Source organism: Mucilaginibacter ximonensis, from assembly GCF_042686265.1.
GTDB lineage: Bacteria > Bacteroidota > Bacteroidia > Sphingobacteriales > Sphingobacteriaceae > Mucilaginibacter > Mucilaginibacter ximonensis.
Genome location: NZ_JBHUPD010000001.1, coordinates 1,068,718 through 1,095,012 on the forward strand (window position 1 = coordinate 1,068,718; position 26,295 = coordinate 1,095,012).

Sequence of the window (26,295 nt, forward strand, 5' to 3'; positions counted from 1 at the left end):
AAAACGATGTCATTCTGAGCGATAGCGAAGAATCTTATCAAAGCGACCAACAAAGCTTATAAGATTCTTCGCTATCGCTCAGAATGACAAAGTGGTAATCGACAATGAAAAAAAAAGACGTTCCGCAGGACTTAGGCGCATTGGGCAAAGTAACCAAGGAAGTTTGCTATGCCACTGACGAGGACGGCAGATACACCACCGCGCTAAGCAACGGCTGGGACGTCAAATCGACTGCGCTTGATACGGCCTGGCAAGATGTCGAGGACCGCATCGCGGCAGCAAAACAAAAAGTGTTAAATAAAGAGGCCAGCCCTATCCTATTCTTCATGGAAAAAGCGCTGATGGATGCCGAGATATTGGCAGGCTATACCGGTTTTTGGCAGTGGCAGGTAAAAAGGCACATAAAGCCCGATGTATTCAATAGCCTGTCTGAAAAGAAGCTGCAAAAGTATGCTGATGCGTTTAATATCAGCATAACCGATTTAAAAACTATGACTGTTAATGAAGCTTGACTTTAACCACATACAGGCCGCACACTGTGAAAACGGAGTGACCGTTGGTCTGTTAAAAAATAGTGGAGTTCAGCAAATCACCGAACCCCTGGCTTTTGGTATTGGCTCAGGGCTGTTTTTTGTATACATTCCTGTTCTCAAAATTAACAATGGGCCGGTAATTGCCTTTCGCAGCATGCCAGGGTTAATATTTAAACGCACCTGCAAAGCGTTAAATATCCCAATCGTCCGCAAAAAATTCAGCTCAAAAGAAGCGGCCGAAAAGTTTTTGAACGAGCGTTTGTCCGAAGGCCACCCGGTTGGTTGTCAGGTAGGAGTTTATTATCTGCCTTATTTCCCGCGTGAATACCGTTTTCATTTTAATGCCCATAATTTAATAGTTTTTGGCGCCGAAGATGGCAACTATATGGTGAGCGACCCCGTAATGGAAAGCACAAACGTTATGTCGGCCTATGAGTTGGAACGCGTGCGGTTTGCAAAAGGCGCCCTTGCTCCTAATGGACAGTTGTATTATCCGAAGGAAAACAAACCGGTCACTAACGAACAGATCAAGGCAGGTATAATTAGTGGGATCAAGAGGAATGTATTTAACATGATCTCGCCATGGATGGGTCCAATTGCAGGAGTGAATGGTATAAAATATACCGGCAACAAAATCAAACAATGGCGCGATAAATTAGGGGTAAAAGAAGCAGGTTCATACCTGGCGCAGCTAGTGCGTATGCAGGAAGAAATAGGTACAGGCGGAGGTGGTTTCAGGTACATTTACGGGGCATTTCTTCAGGAAGCTTACAGCTATATACCCAATGATGAATTGATGGAAATTTCTAAACAGTTCACGGCATCGGGAGATTTATGGCGCGAAGGTGCCATACAAGCGGCTGGGATATATAAAGGCCGTTTGGGCAGTCAGCAAGACTTTAACAAAATGGGCGACTACCTGTTAGAGATAGCAGAAATTGAACGCAAAGCCTTTGTGGCGTTAAAAAATGTAAAATGGCATTAACCGGCGAGCCACTGGCAATACATATCGAGCACATGGGTTTTCGTTATCCGGGTAACGAGAAGGTGTCGTTTACTGATCTGAACTTACAGATTATTAAAGGTACGCGCTTTGGCTTGTTCGGCCCTAACGGTGCGGGTAAAACCACCTTGATGAATTTGATGACCGGCGTACTTTCGGCCGATGAAGGCAGTATCAAATTACTTGGTGAACAAGCTGGCAAACAGAATAAGGAATTCAATAAATTATTTGGTTTTGTGCCGCAGGATTTCTCTTTCTATCAGGAACTGTCACCTGTTGAGAATCTGGAGTTTTTTGGCGCGTGGGCCGGTCTCCACAAACAGCAGATCATAGACCGCACCAATGAGCTATTGAATATACTTGGTTTGGAGGACGTAAGAAATAAACCGGTGGAAAAATTTTCAGGCGGTATGAAACGCAGGGTTAATTTGGCTATCGGCGTGATCCATAATCCGCAGGTTTTATTTCTGGACGAACCTACAGTTGGCGTCGATGTACAAACCCGTACGGCTATCATTAGTTATCTGCTCGAGTTAAATAAAAGCGGTACTACACTTATCTATACCTCACATCAACTCAACGAAGCTGAAGACCTTTGCGAGCAAATTGCGATGATAGACGAAGGCAAAATCATCACCCATGGGCGTATTAATGATGTATTGAACGCACATAATCACCAAAGTCTGGAAGATTTATTCATTAACTTAACGGGCAAAGCCTACCGCAACTAATGTTTAAGCTCTGGACATCCATAAAAAAAGACATCCGCATTTTATTGCGCGACAAAGTGGGTATCTCACTCATGTTTGTGATGCCAATTATATTGGTTGTAGTGGTTACCAGCATTCAAAACAGTACATTTCAGCTGGTAAATAAGAACAAATTACCAATTATAATCTGCAACACAGATACCGGCAAGTCGGCTAAACAGTTCATCGAGTCAGTTAACAAGATAGGCATGTTTACGGTTACCGAAACGAGTAAAGATAGGGCCGGAACTATTTCCAATGATATGCAGGACAAAGATGCGATGCTGGGCGTAGTCATTCCTTCAACTTTTTCGGCTGACATACAGCGAAGAGCGAAGGCAGCGTCAGATAAAGCGATGGCTGCTTTTAGCGGTCAGGCGGATAGCATTAAAGCAACTCCTCAACCCGCCGTTAGTGTGGATGCCTTGACGTTATATTACAATCCTGTTTTGCAGGAGTCGTTACGTTTCTCTATTCAGGGTGCCATTCAGAGCGCTTTACAGATCGTACAAACCCGTCAAACATTACGGACTTTGTATTACGACTCCAACGAAAAAGAGCTGCCTAAAAGCCTCGAAAACGAGATGCTGAACAGTAATACTAAAATTAATATGCTGCCGGTATCTAAAGATGGTACACGCTCAACACCGAACGCATCTCAACACAATGTGCCCGCATGGACAATCTTTGCCATGTTCTTTGTCATCATGTCACTGGGCGGTAGCGTGGTTCGTGAGAAGGTTAGCGGTAGTTTTATCCGCCTGAAAACATTGCCCACCAGCTATTTGACCGGGCTTTTATCCAAACAGCTCACCTACCTGGTTGTAACCTTAATACAGGCCGCAGTTATATTTTCAATTGGCATCTGGTTATTTCCGCTGATTGGTTTGCCACCATTAAATTTACCTTCTGACCTTTTTGCCTTATTTTTGGTGACGTTGGTTTGCGGCTGGTGCGCAGTAAGCTATTCTATTTGTGTAGGTGTTTTTGCTGACACACAAGAACAATCTAATGGTTTTGGGGCAATATCTATTGTAATACTGGCCTGTATCGGCGGTTTAATGGTACCGAGTTTTGCCATGCAGGGGTTGGCCAAAACGCTCACCAATATTTCGCCTATGCATTGGTGCCTAGAAGCTTATTACCGGCTATTTCTTGAAGGGGGCTCCCTTAAAGATATTTTAAACTATATTTTCTCGTTATTTATTATTACCGTCGTTATCCAAATAATAACTTATTTAGGCTTGAAACGAAAAAATTTGATATAATTACCCCATGGAAAAAGAAGCACTGAAAGAGCAACTGAAAACTCAGATCATACAATTTTTAAACTTAACCGACCTTACCACTGCCGATATTAAAGATGACGAACCTTTATTTGGCGATGGCTTGGGTTTAGACTCTATAGATTCGCTGGAGTTAATAGTCTTATTAAAAAAGGAATATGGTATTGATATCCGCGACCCTAAAGAAGGTCGGAAAGCGCTGGTTGATATCAATACTATGGCTGATTATATAGTAGAGTACAGAACTAAGTAAATCTCAAAGACAACAGTATTTAAAAGGCGCTATAAGCGCCTTTTTGCTTTAGTAAGATTGCAACGCTAAGTTGCCATGAATTTGGAATAAATATTATCGTTCGCTAAACAAAGCCTGAAGTTTCATACAGGCCGTTTCTCCGGTTGATAAACTTGCGATTACTTTTAAGTTATTGTCAGCCTGTTGATAATTGAGGCTTAATTGAAGTGATGCTGCAGAAGGTTCAACAAGCGAGAGGAATTTAATATTATCGGCCCGTGCCAAAACCAGGTCAGACTTTAAGGTGTCCGCCAGAACCTCTTTAACAATTTGCAGCATGCAGGCTCCCGGCACCACCGGCTGGTCAGGAAAATGCCCTGTAAATATTTCATTTTGCTGATCTATTTGTAATTCAGCGTCAATTTGTCCATCTGTGTGGTTAAGCGACAAAATTTTAAACAGAGGTTTTTTTAACATAATGAATTAGCAAGCCGATACCAGCATCAAAGAATGATAATTATTTTGATAATGATTATAGATTAATATTTTTTTGGGCGACGTTCTCTTAATTGCCCCGTCAGCCACCAAAGCAGGCACCTCACCTCTTTTAATAATGTTAGCTGCCAGCCATAAAGCAAAGGAAACTGAAACCTGGTAATCGCCGGTCAGGTGTTTATAATTTGCCTGCGATGTATCAGAAAATAAAGCCGACAATGAATCATTATAAACTGCATCGTTTTTCATATCACCGTTTTTTCCTGTGATTATAAGATCGATATCTTCAGTACTGATTAAGTTATCAGCCAAAAAGCTATTGATATTTAACAAGATATCTTCAGATGTTTGCGGCTTATAAAACACTTTGGTTGCCACTAACTCAGCCAGATTATCAGCCGAAGGCCTGTCACTAAACAAAAAGAATACAGCACCCTCGCCACCTATAGTGCCGGTGGTCTCAGTTTTGTACAGATCAGCATTTGATAGCGGCCGACGTTTGTAAAGGCCCAAACGGCTTAATATTTTGAACGCGGTATCGGTCATTTCTTCGGTGCCACCTACCAGGATATCATTGGCGTCGCCTTCTTTAAGAAGCAAAGTCGCGTCTAACAATGCGCTTTCAAAAGAAATACCTTTATGTACAAATGTATTGTTATAGCTGTGGCATTTAAGCGACAAGGCAATCTGAGCAGCCACGGTGTTGTGTGTAGACTGTATAAAAGCTGTCGGGGGCAACATTTCTTCCTGCATTTCAATTATGCGGGTTAAAAATGTGACGGTATCTTCCTGGCAACCTAAAGCGGTACCGGTAATGATAGCGCCTGGCATTTCTGTATTGCCTTGTCGCAAACATTGTAACGCTGAAGCTACACCCATTTTCACCATACGGCTCATGCGCCGTGCCAGCTTCGGATCAATATAGTCTTTATAATCGGGCTCAATAGCAGAAAGTCGTACGTCATCATATTCAATCAGCTCATTTAAAAACGGAACGTTGCCGAAAGTTTTCTGAGCGGTTATTGCAGCTGCTGAGCGGATGAATATCTTCATAAATTAAACAGCCGAAAAAATTAATGATGTACAATTACCGCCAAAACCAAACGAGTTTGACAAAACGTTTTTAATGGGCTGATCTTGTAGATACTCGGTTTCTGGTGCAAACGGCAACTCGTGCATCTGTGTCTTAAAACGCAGGTTCGGGTAAACGAGCCCGTACTTGACAGACAATGCTGAAAACACAGCCTCAACCCCACCGGCTGCACCAAGTGTGTGACCAGTAAATGATTTGGTTGAACTCATAGGCGGATAGCTTGGCCCGAATAAGCGTTTTATAGCCGTACCTTCTGCACTATCGTTGTTTGGAGTACCGGTGCCATGTAAATTGATATAGCTAATGTCGGAGGGTTTTAAGCCAGCTTTGTTCAGAGCGCCTTGCATAGCCATGTACGAGCCGGTACCATCAGGCGAAGACGCTGTTTGATGATAGGCATCATTACTGTTATTATAACCACTCAAACTGCAGTATACCGGCTTGTTGAGCATTTTAACGACCTTATCAGACACTAAGACCACATAACCCGCGCCTTCTCCTAAATTAAGACCTTCCCGAGTATCGTCAAACGGCCGGCAAAATTCCTTATCAAGAATCATCAGCGTGTTAAAACCGTTTAGTGTAAATTTAGCTAAAGCATCAGCTCCGCCGGCAACCACCACATCAAGCATATCATTTTTGATAAGTCTGGCCCCATAAAATATCGCATTAGCAGACGAGGAGCAGGCTGTACTTATAGTAGTCATATAATCGGTGATACCCAATGCATCAGCCACTACCTCGGTAATACTTCCGCATTCATGGTCGAAAATATAGCGCAATTTGCCCTTATTATTATCTTTCAGGAAATCGACAAAAAAGTCTTCACTCCTGTCCATACCACCTACCGTATTTGCCGACACAAAGCCAGTACGCAAATCAGAAAAGTTTGGTATCGCAGCATCATTCAGCGCTTCGCGTGCGGCAATAAGGCTCAGCATTTTGGTACGACTGGTTTGCGCCGAGATACCTGCCAAGGCAGCCAGTGCTTCATTATCCAGCTTAACTTCTGCTACAGGTAATACGCCTTTATGCTTAGTATTGAGCATAGTTATGTTGCCGATGCCTGCCTGGCATTCCCGAAAAGCCGCCAGATGTTGAGCCACGTTATTACCGATAGCGGTGATAACCCCAATTCCCGCGATATATATCGGTGAACTCATTTATATTTATCTATTACAAGGTTATCAAATATGGTATCCATGTTCCTGGCCGAAAAGGGTATGGCATTAGCCCTCGAAGTTTTTTCGACCCAAAACAGCACGGCTTTATAATCATCATCCAATACATCAACCCAACCACAGATACAAGCCTGCAGCACATTGCTGCCAAGCAGGTTGTTTACATATTGTTCGACAAAACCGGCATCGAACTTTTCAAATATAAAAAATGCGTCTTCACCTTTAAAATTATTACGGATACAGATCTCACCAATCATAATATTAGGTAAGGTGTAAACAAATAATGCGGGACTCGGAATATCCTGAACGCTTTGTATGTAACGTTGGTCGCTGTCTAAACTGGCATTGGCATTACTCAATACCAGACCAACTTCCTCAGCCTGATAAAGTTTAATATCCGTATCCTCTAATAAAACTTCGGTGGCCAGCAAGCCTAATTTACTCAGGTTATCCATCTTATAAAACTTAGGATAGTTAAGCTCAAGATGCTGATAAACCGATAGCAAAAACGCAGGCAGCCCGGCGTTCCTGTTTTCAAAAACAGGGCGCTCGCTGTGGTAAACCACGTTTTTTACTATAGTTACATTAGACGTTATGTAATAGTTTATATTCAAGTATTTATTGTGCTGATTATAAATTAATTATATATATAAAATGCCAACATGTCAGTCCATTTAAACCCTATTTACTATATAAAACTGCCGCATTACAGCCACCAAAACCCGATGCTGTTTTTAGGCAGGTCTTCAGTCGCTTCGGCGTTAATTGTGTACAAATATTTATAGGGCTACTAACACCGATTGTTTCGAAACCTAAAGTAGGCAATATCATATTTTGTTTGAGTGACTGAACAGATATAATGGACTCGATCAAACCTGCAGCACCCAGCGTGTGCCCGTAATATCCTTTCAAGCTGTTTGCAGGCACAGTATCCAGCCCGGAAAGTGCTATGGCTTTTGCCTCCATCTCATCATTATAGCTGGTTGCGGTACCGTGTGCTGAAATCAGATCCACGTCTTCGGCCGTAAGGGCCGACATACTGAGCGTACGGTTAATTGCCCCGGAAAGCTCTTCTCCGGTGCGTGAAGGCGCCGAAATATGATTGGCATCGTTAGATACTGCCCCGCCTAAAACCTTTATCCTGCCGGCGTATTTTGAGTTTGTTGATAAAATCATGGTAGCAGCTCCCTCACCCAATGTTATTCCGTTACGATTTTGATCAAAAGGCTTACACGGCTCATCACTAATAGCCTGGAACGATTGAAAACCAGATAGCACGAACTTACTGATCTCGTCGGCGCCGACAACTATCGCCGTTTCATATTTACCCGACTGCAGCAATCGCATTCCAGCTAAAACAGCCATGATACCGGATATACAAGCGTTGGATACGACAAGCGGTTGATTCGCCAATCCAAAATATCCTGCGACAATCCTGGCAGATGTATGCAGCGCTATTTTGTTTTGAAGCTCAGCATCGGCAGCATTAGTTTCCAGCAAACTGATATTTCCTTTGGTTGAGGATATGATAAGTATAGTTTTATCGTTTTCAACATCAATATCGACCTCGCTTAACGCAGCCTCAACTGATGCTATAAGTAAATTCTCAAACTTGCTGTTTTTGAACTGTTTAAGAACCTTGTTTTCTTTATAGTTAAACAAGGATGCATAAAATTCACCGTCAGAAATGGCCGGATTTTGATGCTTTTGGATACCTGAGATGCCTTGCTTTAGCGCCTCAAAGTTTTGAGCAGTGGTGGTGCCTATAGGTGAGTAAATGTTGTCGGCAACAATATAAACCGCGGGTGTCACTGGTTGATAAATATCTTCATTTCGCATTGCGCTACCTCCACTTCATTGCAACTTACCTTACCCGAAACTATACCTGCATCGAATACTTGTACCTCTATTTTTACCTCTGTAATCAACTTATCTCCTACCTTAGGCAAACTGTAAACTTCGAAATTTTTTACCTGGCCAATGTAGCCGTTGGCAACCTCCCGGTTTTCAATCCTCGCCATATTGCCAGATCCTGCAGCGGCGGTCTGCGCCATATTTTCCATCAAACCGGCCTCACTAAATTCGTTATTGATGACAAAGATATTATCGGCAGTAACAGTAAAGGATGTGCGGGTTATATTGTCGTCAGAGAATAGCAGTTCGTCCACCATTACAAATGGCGGTTTTTGAGGTATGATTGATAATATGCTTTGTCTCTCTGTCATGAATATAAGCCGCCGTTAATAGATAAAACTTCCCCCGTGATATACCCGGCCGCTTTGGAAGCCAAAAACCCAACAGCGGCAGCTACCTCATCTGGCGTGCCGAAACGGTTTACCGGGATATTGCGCTTTAATTCTTTCTCATCCAGCCCTTCGGTCATATCGGTTCTGATAAAACCTGGCGCAACCGCGTTAACGGTAATACCACTACGACCAACCTCTTGGGCCAATGCCTTGGTTGCCCCTATTACACCTGCTTTGGCTGCCGAGTAATTAGTTTGTCCCGGTAGGCCTTTTAGCCCGGATAGCGACACCACATTAACAATACGCCCATAACGGTTAAAAACCATGCCTTCCAGTACCAAACGGGTTACGTAGAAGAAACTATTCAGGCTGGTATTGATCACGTTATCCCACTGCTCGTCTTTTAACCAGGCCATCAGGTTGTCATCACGCACACCGGCGTTATTTACAAGCACTTCTATAAGTTTATCATCCTTAGCTTTAATCCAGCCACCCAAAACTTCATTAATCTGTTCTTTATCGGCAACGTCAAACTTTATTAATTCACCATCACCTCCGGCTTGCTTAACTAACTCCAGGGTTCTAATAGCCTCGTCGGTATTGCTTTTGTAATTGATGAGAACATAATATCCCATAGTGGCCATTTTTTCGCAAATGGCGCGTCCTATGCCTCTTGAGCCACCGGTGACTAATGCACATTTCATGGTTTTAGATAGTAGGTTTTGCTGCAGCCAAAAATTGCTTCACCTTTTCCATTTCTTTGTAACGCGGTGCGTCTTCAATAAATTTAGGAAAGATTTCTCTAACCTGATTATATATCGCCAAAGTGGCCGAGGCCAGCTTATCCTGACAGTTTAAATAGTCAATAGCCTGCACAATGGTCATTAATTGGATGGACAAAACGCTGAACGCATTTTCAATAACTCTTGAAGTCATTAAAGCGGCGTTACAGCCCATACTTACAATGTCCTGATTGTCATTATTATTTGGAATACTATGCACATACATTGGGAATGACAGGGTTTGATTCTCGGCCACTGTGGATGTTGCTGTAAACTGCACCCCCTGCATACCAAAGTTAAAACCCAGCACGCCCAAATTCACAAATGGCGGGAATTTCAGGTTCAGTTTATCATTCAGAAGGTAATTTAACTGACGTTCAGACAACATAGATAGCTTGGTGATGGCAATTTTCAATTTATCCATCTCAAGCGAAACATAATCCCCGTGAAAGTTGCCGCCGTGAAAAACGTTTTGATTTTCATGGTCAATTACGGGGTTGTCGTTAACCGAATTCAGTTCGTTTACCAACACCTCTTCTGCCTGGTTAATGGTATCCAGTATCGGACCTAATACTTGAGTTACGCAGCGTAACGAGTAGTATTCCTGTACTTTATCTTCAAACACTTCCTGATCGATATTATCAGGATGATACAAGTGATCAGTACGGCTGCGAATCATTTTACTGCCTGACAAAATATCGCGCAGCATAGCCGCTATTTTATTCTGCCCCTTATGATGTTTGACGATATTCAGCTCGTGCGAATAATGGTCGTCATAAGCCTGCACAATTTCATTGGTCATCGCTGAAAACATGGCTGACCAATTCAACAGTTTATGTGCCTGGATAATATTTACCATACCAATACCTGTCATGGCCGAGGTACCGTTAATGGTGGCCAGGCCCTCGCGCACATGTATTGACAAAGGTTTTATATTTAACCGCTTGAACACTTGAGCGGTTGATTGCAGTGTGCCTTCGTAAATTACCTCACCTTCGCCTATCAGCACCAGGCCCAGGTGTGCCAGCTGCACCAGGTCGCCGCTGGCTCCTACACCGCCGTGGTCAAATACACACGGAGTAATGTCTTTATTGATTAACTCTGTCAGCAACTCAACAATATCGGTATGTACGCCTGAATAACCCTGAATCAAACTATTTAAACGGGCAATCATTAATGCCTTTGCCTGTATCGGCGTCAACAAATTACCACTGCCCGAGCTATGGCTGCGAATAAGGTTATATTGCAGTTGCAATAAATTCTCTTCGCTGACCTTGTATTGGGCCATAGGTCCGAAACCGGTGTTGATGCCGTAAATAAGTTTGTTTGATGAGAAATTTTGCAGGAACTTGAAGTTGGTATCAATTTTAGATAAGGCTGCTGGTGATAAAGCAACCGACTTCTGGTTAAACACAATATCGTTAAAGTCGGTTAATGAAAGGACGTCCTGTCCAATAGTTATCATAGGCGAATATTAATAATCAAATCTCTTAAACCCAAACACGGTCTATATGTTTGCCATGATGGATGACAAATATATTGAAAATAGTGAAAGTTGTTAGTTTCAACAGCAGTTCAGCTTAATGAAGTTTAACAGCACATTTATCCGCCTTAAACAAGTTAAAAGATGTTAAACAGGTTTTATAACAGCCACCGCTTATTTATGTTTGTGAGGTCAATTATCGGGCAATCAAAATAAATGCGCTACCTTCTGGCTATACTTGTTTTATCCATAGGTATTAAAACTTACGCGCAACGGGCAAGCGGTTTTGTAACCGATAAACAAACCGGACTGTTTATTAGCGGTGCTATGATCAAATCAGCAGCAGCGACAACAGTAAGCGATCTGCATGGCCAATTCTCCATTAAAGTCAACAAAACGGATACGTTAAGGGTGAACATGCCCGGGTATGACGTTTTTGTACACCCTGTAACTGAGGCCGGAAACACACTGATTATCTCCCTGCACAAAAACACGCAACTTAAAGAGGTTACTATATCTGCACAAAGAGACAGGATTGCCGATTCTTTAGCCACACGAAAAACTTTCGCTAAGAATTTCAATTCAGCCGCACCAAAATTTGAGGATATTGTGCAGGTGCGTGCAGTGCCCGGAATAATACCGGTTGCAGGTATAACTATCATACCGTCTCAGTTAGTCAACGCTATCACTTATAAAAGCAGCAAAGGGTATAAATTGAAGAAAAGGCTTATACAAGATGAAAACGACAAATACATTAGCAGTCGCTTTAACAAAGCTTTGATAATCCGGCTAACTGGATTTTCAGGAGATTCATTAGCAAAGTTTATGGTTAAGTACAGGCCCACCGCCGCGGCAACTAAAAAAATGACCGCTTATGATCTAAGCACTTACATCAAGAACAACGCTGTTAATTACAGAAAAGGAGACTAAATACCTTTACACCCGCTTATCAATAAACTTAACCGCTTTACGCATGCCTTCAGGAAACTGCATCTTTTGGATATGCCCGGCGCTTACATAAGTTACATGCGGACTAACCCTTAAACGTGCTTGCAAATAAGCGCGAATGCGGTTATCTGTGGCCTTGCCGGTGTCTGACGGTAAAAGGTGAAGCAATACCTCGTCCATACCAATCTCGTTCGAGTATACCTCAACCACATAATCAAGCACCTCCTCCATCTCATTCAGCAAATCAAACATAGCCGGCGGATACAAGGTAGTGCCCTTAAACTTGATCATTTGTTTTTTACGACCGATGATCGGCGACAGACGCATGGTCGTTCGCCCGCAGGCACAAGGCTCGTTGTAATACATACATATATCACCGGTTTTATAGCGTAGCAGTGGCATACCTTCAACGCCCAAAGTGGTTATAGTCAACTCACCGGGGGTGTTTGCTGCAACCGGTTTATTATCTTCGTCTAAAATCTCAGCAATCAGCAAATCTGCCTGCAAATGGCCACCATTGCCCGCGCTGCATTCTGTAAATGCCGTCTGCATTTCGGTAGATGCATAGGTTGAATACAATTGAATATCCCAGGCCTCAGTTATTTTTTTTCCGAGGATATTTAATGAGAAGTCGGTATTGCGGATATTCTCGCCGATGCAAATAGCCTTTTTAACCGATGTTTGGTTGAGGTCGATACCATGGTCTTTAGCGGCTTGTATAAGCTTTAAAATAAAAGACGGCACGGCTACTATTGCCGTAGGTTTTAGCCGTTGTATGGTTTCCAATTGAAGCGAGGGCACACCCGGGCCCAGCCTGATAATGCCCGCGCCTAGTTTACGCAAGCCCGAGTAATAGGCTATCCCGGCCATAAACTGGCGATCAAGTGTCAACATCAGCTGATAAATATCCTCGCCACTGCCGCCTGCACAGACGAAAGAATTGTACTCGTTCAACGTAAGGCGTACCAGATCGTTCTCGGTAAGTGCGATAGTAACCGGACTACCTAAAGTGCCCGAGGTTGATGCATATTCAATGATCTGATGCTTCGGCACACACAAAAAATCCATATTGCGGCGCTGCAGGTCTTCCTTATGTGTAGTTGGAATGCGCTGCAGATCCTCCAAAGTTTTGATGGTAGCCACCTCGATACCATGCTCAGTAAATAGTTCACGATAAAACGGCGAGTTTTGGCTTAGATGCGCCAGCAGTTCGGCGAGCTTTTGCTCTTGAGTTATTTTAAGATTACCGGTGCTCAGGGATATGCTCATACAGGGCAAAGAAACAAATTTTAAAAGTCTATAACAATTAATCAAACCGGGTGTCACTCTCAACTCGGCATAAGAGTAAGCGGTGGGATTAGCACGCTGTTGTTTGGCCTTTGCGCTCATGCTTCGACGAGCTTAGCATGCCCCCCACCGAATTATCTGGCTAACTTATACTCCTTAAAAAAATTCCAGATTTCCTCGCAGGCATTCAAATTATGCGTGGTTTTCCCGACAATAAATTTGGGAAAGTACTGCCAGCCGCCCGGCCAGGTGTGGCCGCCGTTGTTGATGGTATAGCTAACAACTTTATTGCCGGTTGATGAATTCAAATACTCTTCTTTCAGTATACTGGTGCCGTCGCCGGTTTTGTCGGGTATATTGGTTACATAGGGTTCTTTTCCGGCTTTATTCATCGCTATCCATTTATCAATAACAGCTTTATGCGAAAAAATACTGCGGCCAAAGAGTTTGCCGCCGTCAATAGAAACTATAGGGTCTTTGGTACCATGCATGTATAAAACAGGCATAGGCTTTTCGAGGTCGTACCCCTCTCCCACATCTAGCGTAGCTGCAACAACAGCTATGGCTGTAATACGGTCGTGTAACTGGCAGGCTAATCGCGTGGTCATAAAACCACCGTTAGATATCCCGGTAACATAAATTCTATCCGGATCGATGTGATAAGTTTTGATCATGTAATCCATAAGCTGGTCAATGAATTTGACATCGTCAATACCGTGCAAATTAGCGCCGTCATGCCAAAAATGTTTTGATGCCGGGCAAACCACTATAAATTTTTCACGCTCGGCAACAGGCCTGAAATCGGCCAGATGAAACATCCCTTTAGGGCTGGCAAAGCCTCCGTGCAACGATATCACCAAAGGCATTTTATGCGTATGGCCGGCAGGCAGGTAGGTTAAAAACGACCGTTTTATACCGTCTACCATTATATCTCCTTTAATTTGCTTACCGGGGTATTGTGCCGATGATTTAAAAAAGCTTAAAAATATCATTATGAAAAGCAGATAGCGCATAATATGTGTGATTATAAAATCAACAAACGTATCCGTTGCCTGTATGGTTTTCAAAACCCTTTGTGACTTTTTAGGTTATTACAAGTAATTAATTTAATCAACTCACTATAAAGACGTCATGAAAACAATTAAAGCACTATTAATTGGCCTGTTTACAGTAGCTACCCTGTCTGTAGCACAGGCGCAGATCCATTTACCGCCACCTCCACCGCATCCGCCACACCCACCGCTGCCGAGAATACATTTAGGCACGCCACCGCCGCCACCACGTCCTGGAGGCCGTGTAGTAGTGACAGAACGCCGACGCGGGCACGTAGTTAGACGCCATTATTATTACAAACATGGTCGTCGCTACTACAGAACTTACTAAAACGAAAAGAGCCGCTCCTCCTTGCGACGAGCGGCTTTCTTTTCTACTGTAAACCAAACCAAATAGTTTATCTTTAATATTTTATGCAGATCGTTTCTGCACCTCTATCAGCGCCGACTCATAAACTGCAGTTATTACATCGTCCGTTCTGAAATTTGTTTCCATATCGCGGTCAATATAATGATAGGCAATATGCCTGTCGGTATCAATTACATATAAAGCAAGCAAGGGGATATTCACATCAATACCTGAATAAGTGTTCCAGGTGGGATCTTTTTCTGAATAGATCCTGAACTTTGCGGCTATCTTGTTAGCCACGTCATGATAAAAATTAAGCGTCAGGCTATGCTCCCAGCTAATGCGCGCCAGTTGCTCTTCATTAACATCGTTGGTAAACACCAGCAAATTACCTCCGTTGGCTTTAATTTCATTGTGAATTACGTTTAAACGTTTTAACTGCTCTATGCCCCTATCACCCCAATGTATCGAGTAAAATGCTATGGTAAGTGGCTTGCCGTACAGTTGTTTCCAGGAAAACTGCCCTTGTGTTGGCGCACCATTGTGAAAGTTTTTCCAGCGCTTATAGTCTGAAACCAGATCGATGTCAGGAACTAGGTTGCCGGTTTTAACGGGCTTTAATTTTTGATATATTTTTGGATTGAACTCGTTTTCGATATTTAAGTCTGACAGATCAAAAAACGGATATTTATTTATAGTTGATAACATGTTTTATTGAATTGAAATTAATAATGACGTTTGGCAGATGCAGGATCGACGACGATCAAGAGCAACACATTCGGAATCCCTTAGTCTGTCTGCCAGAGAGAATCTGTAGCTGATGTGGTGTTCGTTTGATGTTTTTCATAGCTGTGTTTCAATTACAATTCAAATATAAACTATAAAGTCTATATATTTAGTATACTTTAATTAAATATTTTATAATTTACTGATTATCAGTTTAAAAATTTTCTATAAAGCCATTACTTAATTAAATAGCTTGCCTTTTACAGCGTTAAAGCCGTCTTTTATTATGCAGATAACAATCCTACCCCGCCCACTGGCTGTTTAATTTAAAGCTTACCCGAAGCCGGCGAACCTGCAGCTAACTTTTAGGTTCGGTTATTAACCATAAGTTGGTAATTGTCGGCCGGCTGATTGTTTGAATTGTCGAAGTTATCCTCAATCAGCATAAACATTTCACCGTCTTCATTTTCAAAGCACGGTTTGTCAGTGCCAGGTTGTTGGGTGATCACAATTTTTGGTATATAAGTTTTCATTTGGAAGAGCATTTGATTTGTATGATTATTATTAGCGGGTATTAGTAACTTTGATAACAGTAGATTTAACAATTGCATTTGTTGTTTGTTTACCTTTACAGCGATCTTTCTTTGCATATTTGTACAGCTAATTTTATGAAAATTAATATACTGGCTTTTGGCATTGCCAAGGATATTTTCGGTGGACCGAGCATCAGTGTCGAAATGACTAATGACGCTACCGTTTCTAACCTGAAATACCTGCTGGAAAATCAATATCCAAAACTCAGGAAACTGGCGACTTACATGGTGGCTGTAAACAATGAATATGCACTGGAAGGCGATACTGTTCATGAGCGTGATGAGATTGCCATTATCCCCCCGGTAAGCGGTGGTTAACATGAATACAGATATTCAGATATCGGCTAAACCCCTAAGCGTGCAGCAATGTATTGATTGGGTAATGTCGCCCGACTGCGGGGGGATAGACGTATTTATTGGCACCGTGAGGAGTAACACCAAAGGAAAGATTGTTTTAAGGTTAGAATTCGAAGCCTACGAAAAAATGGCTTTAAACGAACTACAAAAAATCGCGCAGCAAAGCTTTGAAAAATGGCCGGTACAAAAAGTGGTGATCCGTCACCGAACCGGCATTTTACAGATTGGTGAAATACCGGTTATAATAGCCGTAGCAGCTGCGCACCGTGACGCTGCCTTTGAGGCTTGCCGTTACATTATTGACACATTGAAACAAACCGTTCCTATCTGGAAAAAAGAATTTTTTGAGGATGGCGAGATTTGGGTTGCCGCACATCCTTAATCAGGATTCCACGTACTCAAACCAGGCTTTAAGCCCTCCGGCTAATGAATAGACCTTAGCATCAGGCGATTGCTGTTTGATATATTTAACGGCTTCGGCGCTACGTTTCCCCGACGAGCAATATAACACCTTCACACGCGCATCAGTTAAATATTCCATATTTTCGTCCAGTTCATCGGCTTCAAAATGTACACCACCAATGTCAATCTCGTCACGCTCCTGATCTGTACGGATATCAACCAAATCTAAGCTATTATCTAATAACGCCTGCCTTACCTCGGCAACAGTTAAACTTGGTATATCTGCCGATTGCTTTAATGAATGGATATGGGTATTGGTAGTTTTACCAATTTTAATCACCCGGCTTTGCATGGTAAGCGCATCAAATATCATCACCTTGCCTGCCAGTAAATTACCTGTTTGGGTAATGTATTTTATAGCTTCATTAGCCTGTATGCAACCAATAATGCCTGCCAGCGTTGGAAGTACACCGCCGTCAGTACAATCAGGTATCTGTGTTGCGTTAACCTGCGGGAAAAGATCACGATAGTTGGGCGATTTGCTGCCATCCGGCTGCGTAATGTTCCACACGGCCGCCTGGCCTTCAAACTGATAGATAGCTCCGTAAACCACAGGTTTACCAGTCATCACACAAGCGTCGTTAATCAGGTACCGGGTATCAAAGTTATCAGTACAATCAACTATAATATCATAAGGTTCAATCAATGCTATAACATTGTCAGCGTTTACCTCAACATCATACGGTATTAATTTTATTGACGGATTTTGTGTTTGCAGTTTCGCACAGGCAATTGCGGCTTTCTTTTTGCCGGCATCATCCGGCCCAAATAGCACCTGCCTGTGCAGGTTACTTATCGATACGATATCAAAATCTGCAATGCCTAAGGTACCAACACCCGCTGCTGCCAGGTATTGCGCAACCGGACACCCCAGTCCCCCTGCACCAACAACTAACACGTTGGCTTGCTGCAACCGTGTTTGAGCAGTTTCGCCAAAATGCGGTAAAGCCACCTGGCAGCTATATCTTAACCAATCGGCGTTCATGTTGGAGTATTTGCTGCTTTCGCAGTTAAATGATGTTTAATCTTTTCGAAATCCTCAACTGTGTTAACGTTGGTCAACACCTCTTCGTCCAAAGGCTGCAGCAAATGGGTATCGCTATTAATTAACACTTTACGTGGGCAAGAATAACCCTGCGCCAAAAATGACAGCAACACCGGGTAGCTTTTAGGCTCCCAAATAGTAATCAACGGCTCAGCGAAACCGTCACCAGAATTTTTATAAGCGGTGGCGATAGAAGATGTCCGCCGGTTTTCAATTAAATGTTCAAAAGTTTCTGTATTCAGCAAAGGCATGTCGCAAGCCGCTACCACCCAGGCGCTGTCAGGCTTTTCACGAAATGCAGACAATATTGCTCCAAACGGCCCAAGGCCAAGGAAAGTATCCGGCAAAGTTTTGTATTGAGGTGATATATTTTCAAGCTGATCTGCACGGCAGGAAATAAAAACGTCTTCGCAATATGGTTTTAGCATATTGGCTAAATGATATCGCTGTTCTTTACCGTGCCAGTTTAATTTACCTTTATCGCTACCCATCCTGACACTTTGCCCACCAGCCAAAACCAAGCCATTTAAAACAGGTTTGGCTTGCTGCATTTTATCTTTAAAAAACGCGATAACTTGTCCGGTTTGGTTAAGGTGGTAAACTGGTAACTGCGCCCAATTGGGCACCGCATCTTTGACGAAATCAAAAATCCCGGTTGTGTGATCAGCCAACAAAAACATTTCGACATTGGTAAGTTGCGAAAGCCGTTTTTGCAATGAAGCGGCTTTATTTTCACAAATAATGACCACCTGAGATTTTGCCGGCTGATGATTACCATTTACTAAAACCAGGTCAGCATCGGTAAACTGCTGTTTGAAGGTCATTGGTTTTATCTCCAGGCTAAAGTTAAACTGGTGATTATTGATCTGATCAGTATATTCCACTATCGCACCATTGGCAAGCCGACCAGGTGGCAATACCTCTTCGTCATTGTGTACACTATCAGCATAAGCACATTTATATTGCGGCGAAAGTGCAGCTATAATCTCGGCTGCCAATAATTTGACGCTGGTGCATGGCGCCCCGACTATGGCCCATTCGTTACGATTAAAGTTACCAATGGCCGGGCGAGCCAGTTTTGTATGTTTTTTATGCTCTTTTGAAATCACGTTTACCTCCGGTTTTCTCCATAAGCTTAGTTTCTCTGATCACGATGTCATGGCTCAGGGCCTTGCACATATCATAGATAGTTAAGGCAGCAATGCTAGCGCCTACCAGGGCTTCCATCTCTACCCCGGTTTTAGCGGTAATGGTTGCTGTACAGTCAATTACCACCTCATTATTTTTATCAACGCTGATATTGATGTGGCAATTGTCTAAACCCAGTGGATGACAAAGCGGAATCAATTCGCCGGTTTTTTTTGAAGCCATGATACCCGCTATAACGGCAGTTTGAAATACCGAGCCTTTTTTAGTCTGCAAATCACCATCCACCAACTGCAACATTACCTCCTGTGGTAAATGCACAATACTGCGGGCCGTTGCCGAGCGTTTGGTAACCGCTTTTTCAGAAACGTCAACCATGGTTGCCTTTCCGGTTTTGTCCAGATGCGAAAATGTTTGAGCAGTATCTTTTAAGGTATTCTTTGCTTCCACAGTTTATGATTACGCGTTAAACGGCCATGTTTTGTAAACCTCGCCTTTTTTGAATTCTGTTTTATCAAGTGGCAGCTCTAAAAAAGCGTCTGTTTCTGCTAAGTTAGCAAAATCGCCAGAACCGTTGCCAGCCAATGGCATTGCCATTAACTGCCCTTCTTTATTATAATGCAATTTTACCTGCAAATAGTATTCAAGAGCCGGCTCAAATTTAAAATCATGAGCCAAAATCGCGTACATAGGCTGGCGGGGCTGCAAGCCTAATGAGGCATTTAACCAGGGCACAAAATACCGGTGCGTACACATAAACGAGGCAACCGGATTACCCGGAAAAGCAAATACTACTGCACCGTTTTCATGTTTGCCAAACCAAAATGGCTTGCCGGGCCGTTGTTGCACTTTATGAAACACCTGTTCAACGCGTAAGTCTTTTAAGGCTTGCGGGATGTAATCAAATTTGCCCATCGAAATACCGCCGCTTAACAACATCACATCATAATGTTGCAGGCAAAGCCCGAGCTGCTGTTTGATGATAGCTTCATCATCAGGAATATGCCTGATAGCCCCCGTGATACCATGCTGCGAGAGTATAGCCTGTAACATGTAACTATTTGAACGTCTGATCTGGTATGGCGATGGCACATCTGACACCTCCACCAATTCATCGCCTGATGATAAAATAACAACCCGGGGAATGCGCTTCACTCTCAGTTCCGTCTCTCCTACCGATGCCCCTAAACTGATAACCTGGGGTGTGATCAATTGGCCGGGATTTAAGATTACCTCGCCTTGTTGTTTGTCTGAACCCTTTAAATGTAGGTTCTGGCCTTTACTGATACCGTTGTTTATTAAAGTTGCTGTACCATTTTGGATTTCAATATCCTCGTACCGAATTACGGTATCAACCGAATAAGGCAGGGCTGCGCCGGTCATGATCTCAATACATTCGTCATCAGCATCAACCTCAACAGGCACATCGCCGGCTGCCTGGGTTGCTTTTATTTTAAAGTTTTTGATGCCATTAGCAACAGCTTCGTATTTCACGGCGATGCCATCCATCGTCACCCGGTTAAATGGCGGCAGGTCGCGATCAGCTTTTATCTGTTCAGCCAATACGCGGCCTAAGGCTTGGTCAAATAACACAATCTCGTTGCCGTAATCGCAACTGTTTTCCAATATCAGTTTTTCGGCTTGTTGAACCGTTATCATAAGTAAATATTTATCCTCCGATTGTCGCCATAGATTCATGGACGCCAACCTGTTTATTTCTCAAGCGCTCGGCTTCCCAACCGTTAAGCGGCCGCTGATTAAAAGCTTTTAACAGCTCGTTTTTTATATGTTGGTCTGTTGCTCCACTGCGCATCAAATCTTTGATATTTAACACGCCGTCATCGTACAAACAATTTTTCAAGCTTCCCTGCGGAGTTACTCGAATACGATTGCAGGTACCACAAAACGTGCGTGAATAAGCGGCTATTAAACCTATTGTGCCTGTATAACCGGCAATTTGATAATTGTATGAGGTTGAGTACGCATCATCAACCAATTTTTTGATGGTGGGATAATGCGATTTTATCTCATCCAGTATCCGCACATAATCCCACTGCACACCGGTGTAGCTATGACTTTCGCCATTAAAAGGCATCTCTTCAATAAAACGCACACTTACCGGCAGGTTTTTGGTTAACGCCACCATAGGTAAAATATCCTGCGTGTTTTTACCTTCCATTACTACAGCGTTAATCTTAACCTCGAAATCGTGTTTTAATAATTCTTCCAGTGTATGCATCACCGCCGCAAACTCATCCCTGCGGGTAATGGCAAAAAAACGACCCGCGTCCAACGTATCTAAACTCAGGTTGACTGATTTTATACCGATAGCTTTTAACTGAGTAATGTAGGAGGCTGTTAACACCCCATTGGTGGTGATTGACAAATCTTTTAAACCGTCGATTTCGGCAATTGCTGAAAGCAACTGCATCATATCTTTACGAACAAAAGGCTCGCCACCGGTTATGCGGATCTTTTCAATGCCCATTTGCACCATTAAGCGGCACATGCGCAGCATTTCTTCATAGGTTAGCAGTTCGGCCCGCGAAAGCCAGTCCAGCCCCTCTTCAGGCATGCAATAAAAGCAGCGCAAATTGCAGCGGTCTGTCACCGCCAGGCGCATATAACTAAGTTTCTTACCGTGATTGTCTGCCAGCACTGTTAACTTTTTTGGAAAGATATAAAGTTAACACCTTAGCCTGTTATTTCATTTAAAAAGATGACAGCTTATACAGATAACTTATAGATAGTGGTTGTTTTATAAACCTCACCGGCTTTTAGTACCGTCGATGGAAATTTCGGCCGGTTTGGAGAGTCAGGAAAGTGTTGAGTCTCTAAGGCAAAGCCGGTACGGGCCTTATCTTTTACACCACCGCGCAGGGTGTTTTCGCCGGTCATGTAGTTGCCTGAGTAAAATTGCATACCTGGCTGATCAGTATATACCTGAAGCTTGATGCCGCTCAAATCACCGGTAACAACCGCTACGGGCGAATGCATTCCATGGGGGTTAAGCACATAATTATGGTCATAACCAAAGCCCATTTTTATTTGCGGATGATCGGCATTGATGCGTTTACCAATACGCTCGGGCTGCGTAAAATCAAGTGGAGTGCTTTTTACCGCGGCAATTTCTCCTGTGGGTATCAAAGTTTTATCTATAGGCGTATACTTGTCGGCATTTATCTGTACAATATGATACAGAATATCGCCGTTCCCCTCGCCGTTTAAATTAAAATAAGCGTGATTGGTTAGGTTAACTACAGTTGTTTTATCGGTAGTAGCCTCATAGCTGATCATTAGCTCATTATCATCAGTTAGCGTGTATTTTACTTTGGCCGTCAGGTTACCGGGATAACCTTCGTCCATATGTTCAGAAAAGAGTTCAAGTTCAACAGCACTGCTGTCAAGCTGTTTAGCCTCCCATATTTTAATACTGAAGTTGTCGACACCGCCGTGCAAACTGTTAGGTCCGTTGTTAATAGGTAATGAATATTTCTGGCCTTCAAGCGTGAACTTACCTTTGGCAATCCGGTTAGCATACCGGCCTACGGTAGACCCATAATAACTTTTTTGGCGCGCAAGCCCTTCTATATTATCAAAACCTAAAATTACGCTGGTTAGATTACCCCGGCGGTCGGGCAGCCAGGCGCCGATAAGATGCGCACCAAAGTTGCTCACTACAACCTGCATGCCTTTATTATTTTTCAGGTAATATAATTCAACCTGCCTGCCGCCAATTTTACGATTATAATTTGCGGCCTCGGGTACTTTTATAGCGGTAGGGTTGTAAATCATGATAGTATTTAAATTTTGTCTTTTACTACTGCATTATCGCAGATGTATGTAGGAACAATGCCTGTAGCCTCGATACGGGTGTGTGCATCTTGCGGCAACGTATTGCCCGATAGCACCAAAACGGTGTCTAAACCATATTTATTGCCACCTAAAATGTCGGTATGCAAGGTGTCGCCCACCATTACAATTTCCTTTTTACTAATAGGCCGGTATTCACGAATCAGATCGTACGCAAACATAAACATCTGTGAATCGGGCTTACCAAAGCGGATAAAGTTTTTCTCGACGATTGATTCAACCATATTGGCTAAACCGCCAATCGCTATGGAAACGTCGTGTACAGTAACCGGGTAGGCATCGTCGGTATTAGCTACAATAGCCGGGATAGTACGTTTGCGCAATAAATTTACAGCGGTATTTAACCCGGTGGCCCAGTCAAACCCTTCGTCATCTAAAAACAATAAGGCATTTACCTTATCAATATTACTGGCGTCAACTTCGCTTACCGGCATGGGGTGCAAACCCATACTCTCAATATAGTGTGCTGAGTTTTCGGTACCCAGGTAAGCTACAATACCATCATAAACTTTCAGGTATAAATATTCTTTAGTTAACATACCTGATGAAATAATCCTGTCGGGAGAGATAGCATGCAGCCCCATTTTGTGGTACGACGTTGCCAGTTGTACCGGGCTGCGCGATGCATCGTTGGTTACGATGTAATATTCCTTGTTTTGCTCTTTCAGATATTCGAAAGTTTTCTCGATACCCGGCACCAGGCCGTGGTAATTTTTAAGCACCCCAAACGCATCGAAAAAAATAACATTGTACTTATCTACTATCTCTTTAAAGTTATCAATGCGTTTCATAGTGTCGGCTGGAGCAAAAATTATTTTAAGTTTAAGGCATTTATTATTTTATCGGCATTAAAATCCCTGTCTACTGATGGTAGATAATTACTGAATGCCTCGGCCTGCAGCTTACGGGCATATTGCTCGCTGAAAAAGTGACGGCCGTCTTTAATCACATAATTTAAGATAAAAAAACGATAGGCTTCTTTTAAAAATCTGATCTCGTTAGCGGTAAGCGGATTTACCTGATGATATTCCTGTAAGAAGATAATAAAACGATCTTCCATAAGGGTGTTAATGCCGTAGCTAAATACGGTCTTATCGCCCACGTTAGAAACCACTCTGCTCAGGAAATAAAAATCAAGTATACGATAACTCATCCTGAACCAGTCATAATCCCAGCGCGAGTATAGGTTCATGTTTTGATCGACCGAGAAATTACCAATATTCCAATCAATAAATACCGGAATAATCTCGAACGAGCTCATATTATATTTAGAGCGGTTGCGCAGAAACGTTTCGCAATGGTATTTCAAAAAATCAACCTGCATGGCCGAGCCGAAGTCTTTCTCATTAATCTCCAGTTGATGCAGCAACGAGTAAATGTCAGTACGTAAGGTTTTTGAAGATTTCGGCAACACATTCTTGATCCTGGAGCAGGCTTTATGAAACTTACCTACCTGCTGCCCCAGTTTACGAATATGCTCTTCTTCCAGCCGGCGCGGCATGCGCTCCATGATGCGGGTTGGATTATAAAATACCACCCAGGCATCTTCGCCGGCATGTTTGTAATGATATATGTAAACGCGGTTGTTTTTTAGCAGCGACTTAGCCAGAAAGTTTTCAAACGGATACAGCAGGTTATTGGACAGCGCGTGGATAATACGATGATCTTCCTTAAAATGCTCGAACTTGCCAAAAAGTGAAAGCTTGGCTATGATAATATCGTCATCGTCAAACGTTACCCTGAAAACCCGGTTCGTCGATACCATTGCACTGATGTCCTCAATTTTTGCAATACGCTTTGAAGCATCATACCCATCCCAGGCCTTGTTAATTATAAGAGAATAGTCCATCAGGTTTATATATTCAACGGATGGCAAAGATATAACAGAAATAAATTACAAACGGCTAGTTTTTTAAATAAGCGCAAGCAAACTCACAAACAGACCGTGAGCTTTTAATTATCAGGAAATGGTATATATTCTGGTTTATATTATCTCAAAATATCGCTTCAGCTCCCAGTCGGTCACGCTTTTGGCAAACTGGCGCCACTCCCACAAACGCGTTGCTGTAAAGTGCTCAACAAAATCGGCCCCTAAAATTTCTTTAGCTATTGCTGATTTCTGCATGTCGGTAGCCGCTTCATATAAATTAGGCTGTATGGTGCCGTTGCTGTTGTTTTGATAACCATTGCCAATGGTTTGCGGCACGTCTAATGTCAATTTATTCTTGATACCGTATAACCCTGAGGCTAATGCCGCTGCCATTACCAGGTACGGATTGGTATCGGCGCCCGGTATACGTGTCTCTAAACGGGTGTAGCCTTTTGACGAATTGATCACGCGAAAGGCCGTGGTCCTGTTTTCAACCGCCCAGGTAATGGTGGTAGGCGCCCAGGCACCTTCAACCAGGCGTTTATAGCTGTTAATGATTGGGGCATACATAGGTAAAATATGCGGCAGACAATACAACTGCCCGGCCAAATATTGCTTATGCAGCTCGCTCATTTTATTTACATCTTTCGCATCATGAAACAGGTTTTCTGTTTGATCTTTGCTCCATAAACTTTGATGTACGTGCCCGCCGCAACCGGGCAGGTTTTCGTTCCATTTAGCCATAAAAGTGGCTGTGATACCATGTTTATAGGCAATTTCTTTAACGGCTGTTTTAAATAATGCCGCCCTGTCTGCAGCTTCTAAAACATGCGAGTGCAAAATTGCGGCTTCATACACTCCCGGACCGGTTTCGGTATGAAAACCTTCTATAGGTACATTAAATTGATTAAGCCAATCAACCAGCTCATTGCAGAAATCATTGTTCTCTGATATGCGCAGCACAGAATAGCCAAACATTCCGGGTGTTAGCGGTTGCAAATTGGCAAATTGCTTATCCTGTAAACTTTGCGGTGTCTCCTTAAAATTGAACCATTCAAACTCTTGCGCAAACTCAGGGTGAAAGCCCAGGCCCTCACACTCTTTTGTGATACGTTTCAGTAATGACCGGGGACAGGCAGCCAGGCCTTTGCCTTCCGCATCACTAAAATCGCCTATAAAAAATGGGATATTTTCCTGCCAGGGAATGGTACGAAATGTCGACAGATCGATATGACAAGATTTATCCGGGTAACCGGTGTGCCAGCCTGTAAGCGAAACGTTATCATAACAAACATCAGCGCTATCCCAGCCAAAAACAACATCACAAAAACCGTAGCCATTTTGCAGGCCATCCAGAAACTTTTTAGGGTGAATAACCTTTCCGCGCAAAACCCCGTCGATATCGGCAAACGCAAATTTTATTTTCTGTATATTGTTTTCGTGTAAGTATGCTGTTATTTGTTGCTGATTCATGGTATAGGTAATGCCAATTTTAAGCAAGATA

At 42.9% G+C, this 26,295-nt stretch carries 30 protein-coding genes; 9 read left to right on the forward strand and 21 right to left on the reverse strand.

Features of this window, described 5'->3' with window-relative positions; translation table 11 throughout:
* Positions 1-104 precede the first annotated feature (104 nt).
* Genes ACFS5N_RS04820 through ACFS5N_RS04840 form a run of 5 tightly spaced genes read left to right on the forward strand, consistent with a single transcriptional unit; the run spans position 105 to position 3,824 of the window.
* Entirely contained in the window at positions 105-512 is a 408-nt protein-coding gene (locus tag ACFS5N_RS04820) for a hypothetical protein (protein WP_377182787.1), read from the forward strand.
* On the forward strand, positions 502-1,518 hold the full coding sequence (locus ACFS5N_RS04825) for a BtrH N-terminal domain-containing protein (protein ID WP_377182789.1): 1,017 nt from the start codon (positions 502-504) through the stop codon (positions 1,516-1,518). The genes ACFS5N_RS04820 and ACFS5N_RS04825 overlap by 11 nt, the downstream gene beginning before the upstream one ends.
* Positions 1,509-2,267 (forward strand): ABC transporter ATP-binding protein, encoded by a 759-nt coding sequence (locus tag ACFS5N_RS04830; RefSeq protein WP_377182791.1) that lies wholly within the window; start codon positions 1,509-1,511, stop codon positions 2,265-2,267. The genes ACFS5N_RS04825 and ACFS5N_RS04830 overlap by 10 nt, the downstream gene beginning before the upstream one ends.
* Positions 2,267-3,553, forward strand: coding sequence for an ABC transporter permease (locus tag ACFS5N_RS04835; protein ID WP_377182793.1), 1,287 nt, complete (start codon positions 2,267-2,269; stop codon positions 3,551-3,553). The genes ACFS5N_RS04830 and ACFS5N_RS04835 overlap by 1 nt, the downstream gene beginning before the upstream one ends.
* A 7-nt stretch (positions 3,554-3,560) precedes the next feature.
* A complete protein-coding gene (locus ACFS5N_RS04840) occupies positions 3,561-3,824 on the forward strand; it encodes a phosphopantetheine-binding protein (protein WP_377182795.1) in 264 nt (87 codons plus the stop codon).
* A gap of 93 nt (positions 3,825-3,917) precedes the next feature.
* Here ACFS5N_RS04840 and ACFS5N_RS04845 read toward each other — a convergent pair whose 3' ends face one another.
* The 8 genes from ACFS5N_RS04845 to ACFS5N_RS04880 form a co-directional block, all read right to left on the reverse strand.
* Positions 3,918-4,280, reverse strand: a complete 363-nt coding sequence (locus ACFS5N_RS04845; RefSeq protein ID WP_377182797.1) for a hypothetical protein — start codon at positions 4,278-4,280, stop codon at positions 3,918-3,920.
* A gap of 6 nt (positions 4,281-4,286) precedes the next feature.
* The gene (locus tag ACFS5N_RS04850; RefSeq protein ID WP_377182799.1) at positions 4,287-5,351 is read right to left on the reverse strand and encodes a beta-ketoacyl synthase chain length factor; all 1,065 of its coding nucleotides are present in this window, start codon (positions 5,349-5,351) and stop codon (positions 4,287-4,289) included.
* 3 nt (positions 5,352-5,354) lie between these two features.
* Positions 5,355-6,554, reverse strand: a complete 1,200-nt coding sequence (locus ACFS5N_RS04855; protein WP_377182801.1) for a beta-ketoacyl-[acyl-carrier-protein] synthase family protein — start codon at positions 6,552-6,554, stop codon at positions 5,355-5,357.
* Positions 6,551-7,186, reverse strand: coding sequence for a hypothetical protein (locus ACFS5N_RS04860; RefSeq protein ID WP_377182803.1), 636 nt, complete (start codon positions 7,184-7,186; stop codon positions 6,551-6,553). Before ACFS5N_RS04860 ends, ACFS5N_RS04855 begins: the two co-directional genes overlap by 4 nt.
* 67 nt (positions 7,187-7,253) lie before the next feature.
* Positions 7,254-8,411 carry a beta-ketoacyl-[acyl-carrier-protein] synthase family protein gene (locus ACFS5N_RS04865; RefSeq protein WP_377182805.1) on the reverse strand — a complete coding sequence of 386 codons (1,158 nt, stop codon included), beginning with the start codon at positions 8,409-8,411 and terminating at the stop codon, positions 7,254-7,256.
* Positions 8,381-8,797, reverse strand: coding sequence for a 3-hydroxyacyl-ACP dehydratase (locus ACFS5N_RS04870; RefSeq protein WP_377182807.1), 417 nt, complete (start codon positions 8,795-8,797; stop codon positions 8,381-8,383). The genes ACFS5N_RS04865 and ACFS5N_RS04870 overlap by 31 nt, the downstream gene beginning before the upstream one ends.
* Complete coding sequence (fabG, locus tag ACFS5N_RS04875) at positions 8,794-9,522, reverse strand: 3-oxoacyl-ACP reductase FabG (protein WP_377182809.1); 729 nt, start codon at positions 9,520-9,522, stop codon at positions 8,794-8,796. The genes ACFS5N_RS04870 and fabG overlap by 4 nt, the downstream gene beginning before the upstream one ends.
* A 4-nt stretch (positions 9,523-9,526) precedes the next feature.
* On the reverse strand, positions 9,527-11,065 hold the full coding sequence (locus tag ACFS5N_RS04880) for an HAL/PAL/TAL family ammonia-lyase (RefSeq protein WP_377182811.1): 1,539 nt from the start codon (positions 11,063-11,065) through the stop codon (positions 9,527-9,529).
* A 234-nt stretch (positions 11,066-11,299) separates the two neighbouring features.
* Here ACFS5N_RS04880 and ACFS5N_RS04885 point away from each other — a divergent pair, with 234 nt between their 5' ends.
* The gene (locus ACFS5N_RS04885) at positions 11,300-12,013 is read left to right on the forward strand and encodes a hypothetical protein (protein ID WP_377182813.1); all 714 of its coding nucleotides are present in this window, start codon (positions 11,300-11,302) and stop codon (positions 12,011-12,013) included.
* A 6-nt stretch (positions 12,014-12,019) separates the two neighbouring features.
* On the opposite strand, the gene ACFS5N_RS04890 is transcribed toward ACFS5N_RS04885, so the two are convergent.
* Both ACFS5N_RS04890 and ACFS5N_RS04895 read right to left on the reverse strand, forming a co-directional pair.
* Entirely contained in the window at positions 12,020-13,300 is a 1,281-nt protein-coding gene (locus ACFS5N_RS04890; RefSeq protein WP_377182815.1) for a phenylacetate--CoA ligase family protein, read from the reverse strand.
* A 152-nt stretch (positions 13,301-13,452) separates the two neighbouring features.
* A complete protein-coding gene (locus ACFS5N_RS04895; RefSeq protein WP_377182817.1) occupies positions 13,453-14,244 on the reverse strand; it encodes an alpha/beta hydrolase family esterase in 792 nt (263 codons plus the stop codon).
* A gap of 205 nt (positions 14,245-14,449) precedes the next feature.
* Between ACFS5N_RS04895 and ACFS5N_RS04900 the strand changes: the two genes are divergently transcribed.
* Positions 14,450-14,701 carry a hypothetical protein gene (locus ACFS5N_RS04900; protein WP_377182819.1) on the forward strand — a complete coding sequence of 84 codons (252 nt, stop codon included), beginning with the start codon at positions 14,450-14,452 and terminating at the stop codon, positions 14,699-14,701.
* Between the two features lie 81 nt (positions 14,702-14,782).
* On the opposite strand, the gene ACFS5N_RS04905 is transcribed toward ACFS5N_RS04900, so the two are convergent.
* On the reverse strand, positions 14,783-15,427 hold the full coding sequence (locus ACFS5N_RS04905) for a redoxin domain-containing protein (protein WP_377182821.1): 645 nt from the start codon (positions 15,425-15,427) through the stop codon (positions 14,783-14,785).
* 383 nt (positions 15,428-15,810) lie between these two features.
* On the reverse strand, positions 15,811-15,978 hold the full coding sequence (locus ACFS5N_RS04910; protein ID WP_377182823.1) for a hypothetical protein: 168 nt from the start codon (positions 15,976-15,978) through the stop codon (positions 15,811-15,813).
* A 135-nt stretch (positions 15,979-16,113) separates the two neighbouring features.
* Between ACFS5N_RS04910 and ACFS5N_RS04915 the strand changes: the two genes are divergently transcribed.
* Positions 16,114-16,356, forward strand: coding sequence for a MoaD/ThiS family protein (locus ACFS5N_RS04915; RefSeq protein WP_377182825.1), 243 nt, complete (start codon positions 16,114-16,116; stop codon positions 16,354-16,356).
* Between the two features lies 1 nt (position 16,357).
* A complete protein-coding gene (locus tag ACFS5N_RS04920; RefSeq protein WP_377182827.1) occupies positions 16,358-16,777 on the forward strand; it encodes a molybdenum cofactor biosynthesis protein MoaE in 420 nt (139 codons plus the stop codon).
* Here ACFS5N_RS04920 and ACFS5N_RS04925 read toward each other — a convergent pair whose 3' ends face one another.
* From ACFS5N_RS04925 to ACFS5N_RS04965, 9 genes are all read right to left on the reverse strand, one after another.
* On the reverse strand, positions 16,778-17,842 hold the full coding sequence (locus ACFS5N_RS04925; protein WP_377182829.1) for a ThiF family adenylyltransferase: 1,065 nt from the start codon (positions 17,840-17,842) through the stop codon (positions 16,778-16,780).
* Positions 17,839-19,011, reverse strand: coding sequence for an NTP transferase domain-containing protein (locus ACFS5N_RS04930; protein ID WP_377182831.1), 1,173 nt, complete (start codon positions 19,009-19,011; stop codon positions 17,839-17,841). Before ACFS5N_RS04930 ends, ACFS5N_RS04925 begins: the two co-directional genes overlap by 4 nt.
* Entirely contained in the window at positions 18,992-19,498 is a 507-nt protein-coding gene (gene moaC, locus ACFS5N_RS04935) for a cyclic pyranopterin monophosphate synthase MoaC (RefSeq protein WP_377182832.1), read from the reverse strand. The genes ACFS5N_RS04930 and moaC overlap by 20 nt, the downstream gene beginning before the upstream one ends.
* A gap of 9 nt (positions 19,499-19,507) precedes the next feature.
* The gene (locus ACFS5N_RS04940; RefSeq protein WP_377182834.1) at positions 19,508-20,707 is read right to left on the reverse strand and encodes a molybdopterin molybdotransferase MoeA; all 1,200 of its coding nucleotides are present in this window, start codon (positions 20,705-20,707) and stop codon (positions 19,508-19,510) included.
* A 10-nt stretch (positions 20,708-20,717) separates the two neighbouring features.
* On the reverse strand, positions 20,718-21,707 hold the full coding sequence (gene moaA / locus ACFS5N_RS04945; protein ID WP_377182836.1) for a GTP 3',8-cyclase MoaA: 990 nt from the start codon (positions 21,705-21,707) through the stop codon (positions 20,718-20,720).
* A 68-nt stretch (positions 21,708-21,775) separates the two neighbouring features.
* Positions 21,776-22,843, reverse strand: coding sequence for an aldose epimerase family protein (locus tag ACFS5N_RS04950; protein ID WP_377182838.1), 1,068 nt, complete (start codon positions 22,841-22,843; stop codon positions 21,776-21,778).
* Positions 22,844-22,851: 8 nt separating this feature from the next.
* Complete coding sequence (locus ACFS5N_RS04955; RefSeq protein ID WP_377182840.1) at positions 22,852-23,712, reverse strand: HAD-IIA family hydrolase; 861 nt, start codon at positions 23,710-23,712, stop codon at positions 22,852-22,854.
* 20 nt (positions 23,713-23,732) lie between these two features.
* Entirely contained in the window at positions 23,733-24,770 is a 1,038-nt protein-coding gene (locus ACFS5N_RS04960; RefSeq protein ID WP_377182842.1) for a hypothetical protein, read from the reverse strand.
* A 135-nt stretch (positions 24,771-24,905) separates the two neighbouring features.
* Complete coding sequence (locus tag ACFS5N_RS04965) at positions 24,906-26,264, reverse strand: glutamine synthetase family protein (protein ID WP_377182844.1); 1,359 nt, start codon at positions 26,262-26,264, stop codon at positions 24,906-24,908.
* Positions 26,265-26,295 lie beyond the last annotated feature (31 nt).

What these genes read in the sequence shown, in the direction of transcription:
- ACFS5N_RS04820 (WP_377182787.1), top strand. Translation starts at nt 105, where the DNA reads ATGAAAAAAAAAGACGTTCCGCAGGACTTAGGCGCATTGGGCAAAGTA.
- ACFS5N_RS04825 (WP_377182789.1), top strand. Translation starts at nt 502, where the DNA reads ATGAAGCTTGACTTTAACCACATACAGGCCGCACACTGTGAAAACGGA.
- ACFS5N_RS04830 (WP_377182791.1), top strand. Translation starts at nt 1,509, where the DNA reads ATGGCATTAACCGGCGAGCCACTGGCAATACATATCGAGCACATGGGT.
- ACFS5N_RS04835 (WP_377182793.1), top strand. Translation starts at nt 2,267, where the DNA reads ATGTTTAAGCTCTGGACATCCATAAAAAAAGACATCCGCATTTTATTG.
- ACFS5N_RS04840 (WP_377182795.1), top strand. Translation starts at nt 3,561, where the DNA reads ATGGAAAAAGAAGCACTGAAAGAGCAACTGAAAACTCAGATCATACAA.
- ACFS5N_RS04845 (WP_377182797.1), bottom strand. Translation starts at nt 4,280, where the DNA reads ATGTTAAAAAAACCTCTGTTTAAAATTTTGTCGCTTAACCACACAGAT.
- ACFS5N_RS04850 (WP_377182799.1), bottom strand. Translation starts at nt 5,351, where the DNA reads ATGAAGATATTCATCCGCTCAGCAGCTGCAATAACCGCTCAGAAAACT.
- ACFS5N_RS04855 (WP_377182801.1), bottom strand. Translation starts at nt 6,554, where the DNA reads ATGAGTTCACCGATATATATCGCGGGAATTGGGGTTATCACCGCTATC.
- ACFS5N_RS04865 (WP_377182805.1), bottom strand. Translation starts at nt 8,411, where the DNA reads ATGCGAAATGAAGATATTTATCAACCAGTGACACCCGCGGTTTATATT.
- ACFS5N_RS04870 (WP_377182807.1), bottom strand. Translation starts at nt 8,797, where the DNA reads ATGACAGAGAGACAAAGCATATTATCAATCATACCTCAAAAACCGCCA.
- fabG (WP_377182809.1), bottom strand. Translation starts at nt 9,522, where the DNA reads ATGAAATGTGCATTAGTCACCGGTGGCTCAAGAGGCATAGGACGCGCC.
- ACFS5N_RS04880 (WP_377182811.1), bottom strand. Translation starts at nt 11,065, where the DNA reads ATGATAACTATTGGACAGGACGTCCTTTCATTAACCGACTTTAACGAT.
- ACFS5N_RS04885 (WP_377182813.1), top strand. Translation starts at nt 11,300, where the DNA reads ATGCGCTACCTTCTGGCTATACTTGTTTTATCCATAGGTATTAAAACT.
- ACFS5N_RS04890 (WP_377182815.1), bottom strand. Translation starts at nt 13,300, where the DNA reads ATGAGCATATCCCTGAGCACCGGTAATCTTAAAATAACTCAAGAGCAA.
- ACFS5N_RS04895 (WP_377182817.1), bottom strand. Translation starts at nt 14,244, where the DNA reads ATGGTAGACGGTATAAAACGGTCGTTTTTAACCTACCTGCCTGCCGGC.
- ACFS5N_RS04900 (WP_377182819.1), top strand. Translation starts at nt 14,450, where the DNA reads ATGAAAACAATTAAAGCACTATTAATTGGCCTGTTTACAGTAGCTACC.
- ACFS5N_RS04905 (WP_377182821.1), bottom strand. Translation starts at nt 15,427, where the DNA reads ATGTTATCAACTATAAATAAATATCCGTTTTTTGATCTGTCAGACTTA.
- ACFS5N_RS04910 (WP_377182823.1), bottom strand. Translation starts at nt 15,978, where the DNA reads ATGAAAACTTATATACCAAAAATTGTGATCACCCAACAACCTGGCACT.
- ACFS5N_RS04915 (WP_377182825.1), top strand. Translation starts at nt 16,114, where the DNA reads ATGAAAATTAATATACTGGCTTTTGGCATTGCCAAGGATATTTTCGGT.
- ACFS5N_RS04920 (WP_377182827.1), top strand. Translation starts at nt 16,358, where the DNA reads ATGAATACAGATATTCAGATATCGGCTAAACCCCTAAGCGTGCAGCAA.
- ACFS5N_RS04925 (WP_377182829.1), bottom strand. Translation starts at nt 17,842, where the DNA reads ATGAACGCCGATTGGTTAAGATATAGCTGCCAGGTGGCTTTACCGCAT.
- ACFS5N_RS04940 (WP_377182834.1), bottom strand. Translation starts at nt 20,707, where the DNA reads ATGATAACGGTTCAACAAGCCGAAAAACTGATATTGGAAAACAGTTGC.
- ACFS5N_RS04950 (WP_377182838.1), bottom strand. Translation starts at nt 22,843, where the DNA reads ATGATTTACAACCCTACCGCTATAAAAGTACCCGAGGCCGCAAATTAT.
- ACFS5N_RS04955 (WP_377182840.1), bottom strand. Translation starts at nt 23,712, where the DNA reads ATGAAACGCATTGATAACTTTAAAGAGATAGTAGATAAGTACAATGTT.
- ACFS5N_RS04960 (WP_377182842.1), bottom strand. Translation starts at nt 24,770, where the DNA reads ATGGACTATTCTCTTATAATTAACAAGGCCTGGGATGGGTATGATGCT.
- ACFS5N_RS04965 (WP_377182844.1), bottom strand. Translation starts at nt 26,264, where the DNA reads ATGAATCAGCAACAAATAACAGCATACTTACACGAAAACAATATACAG.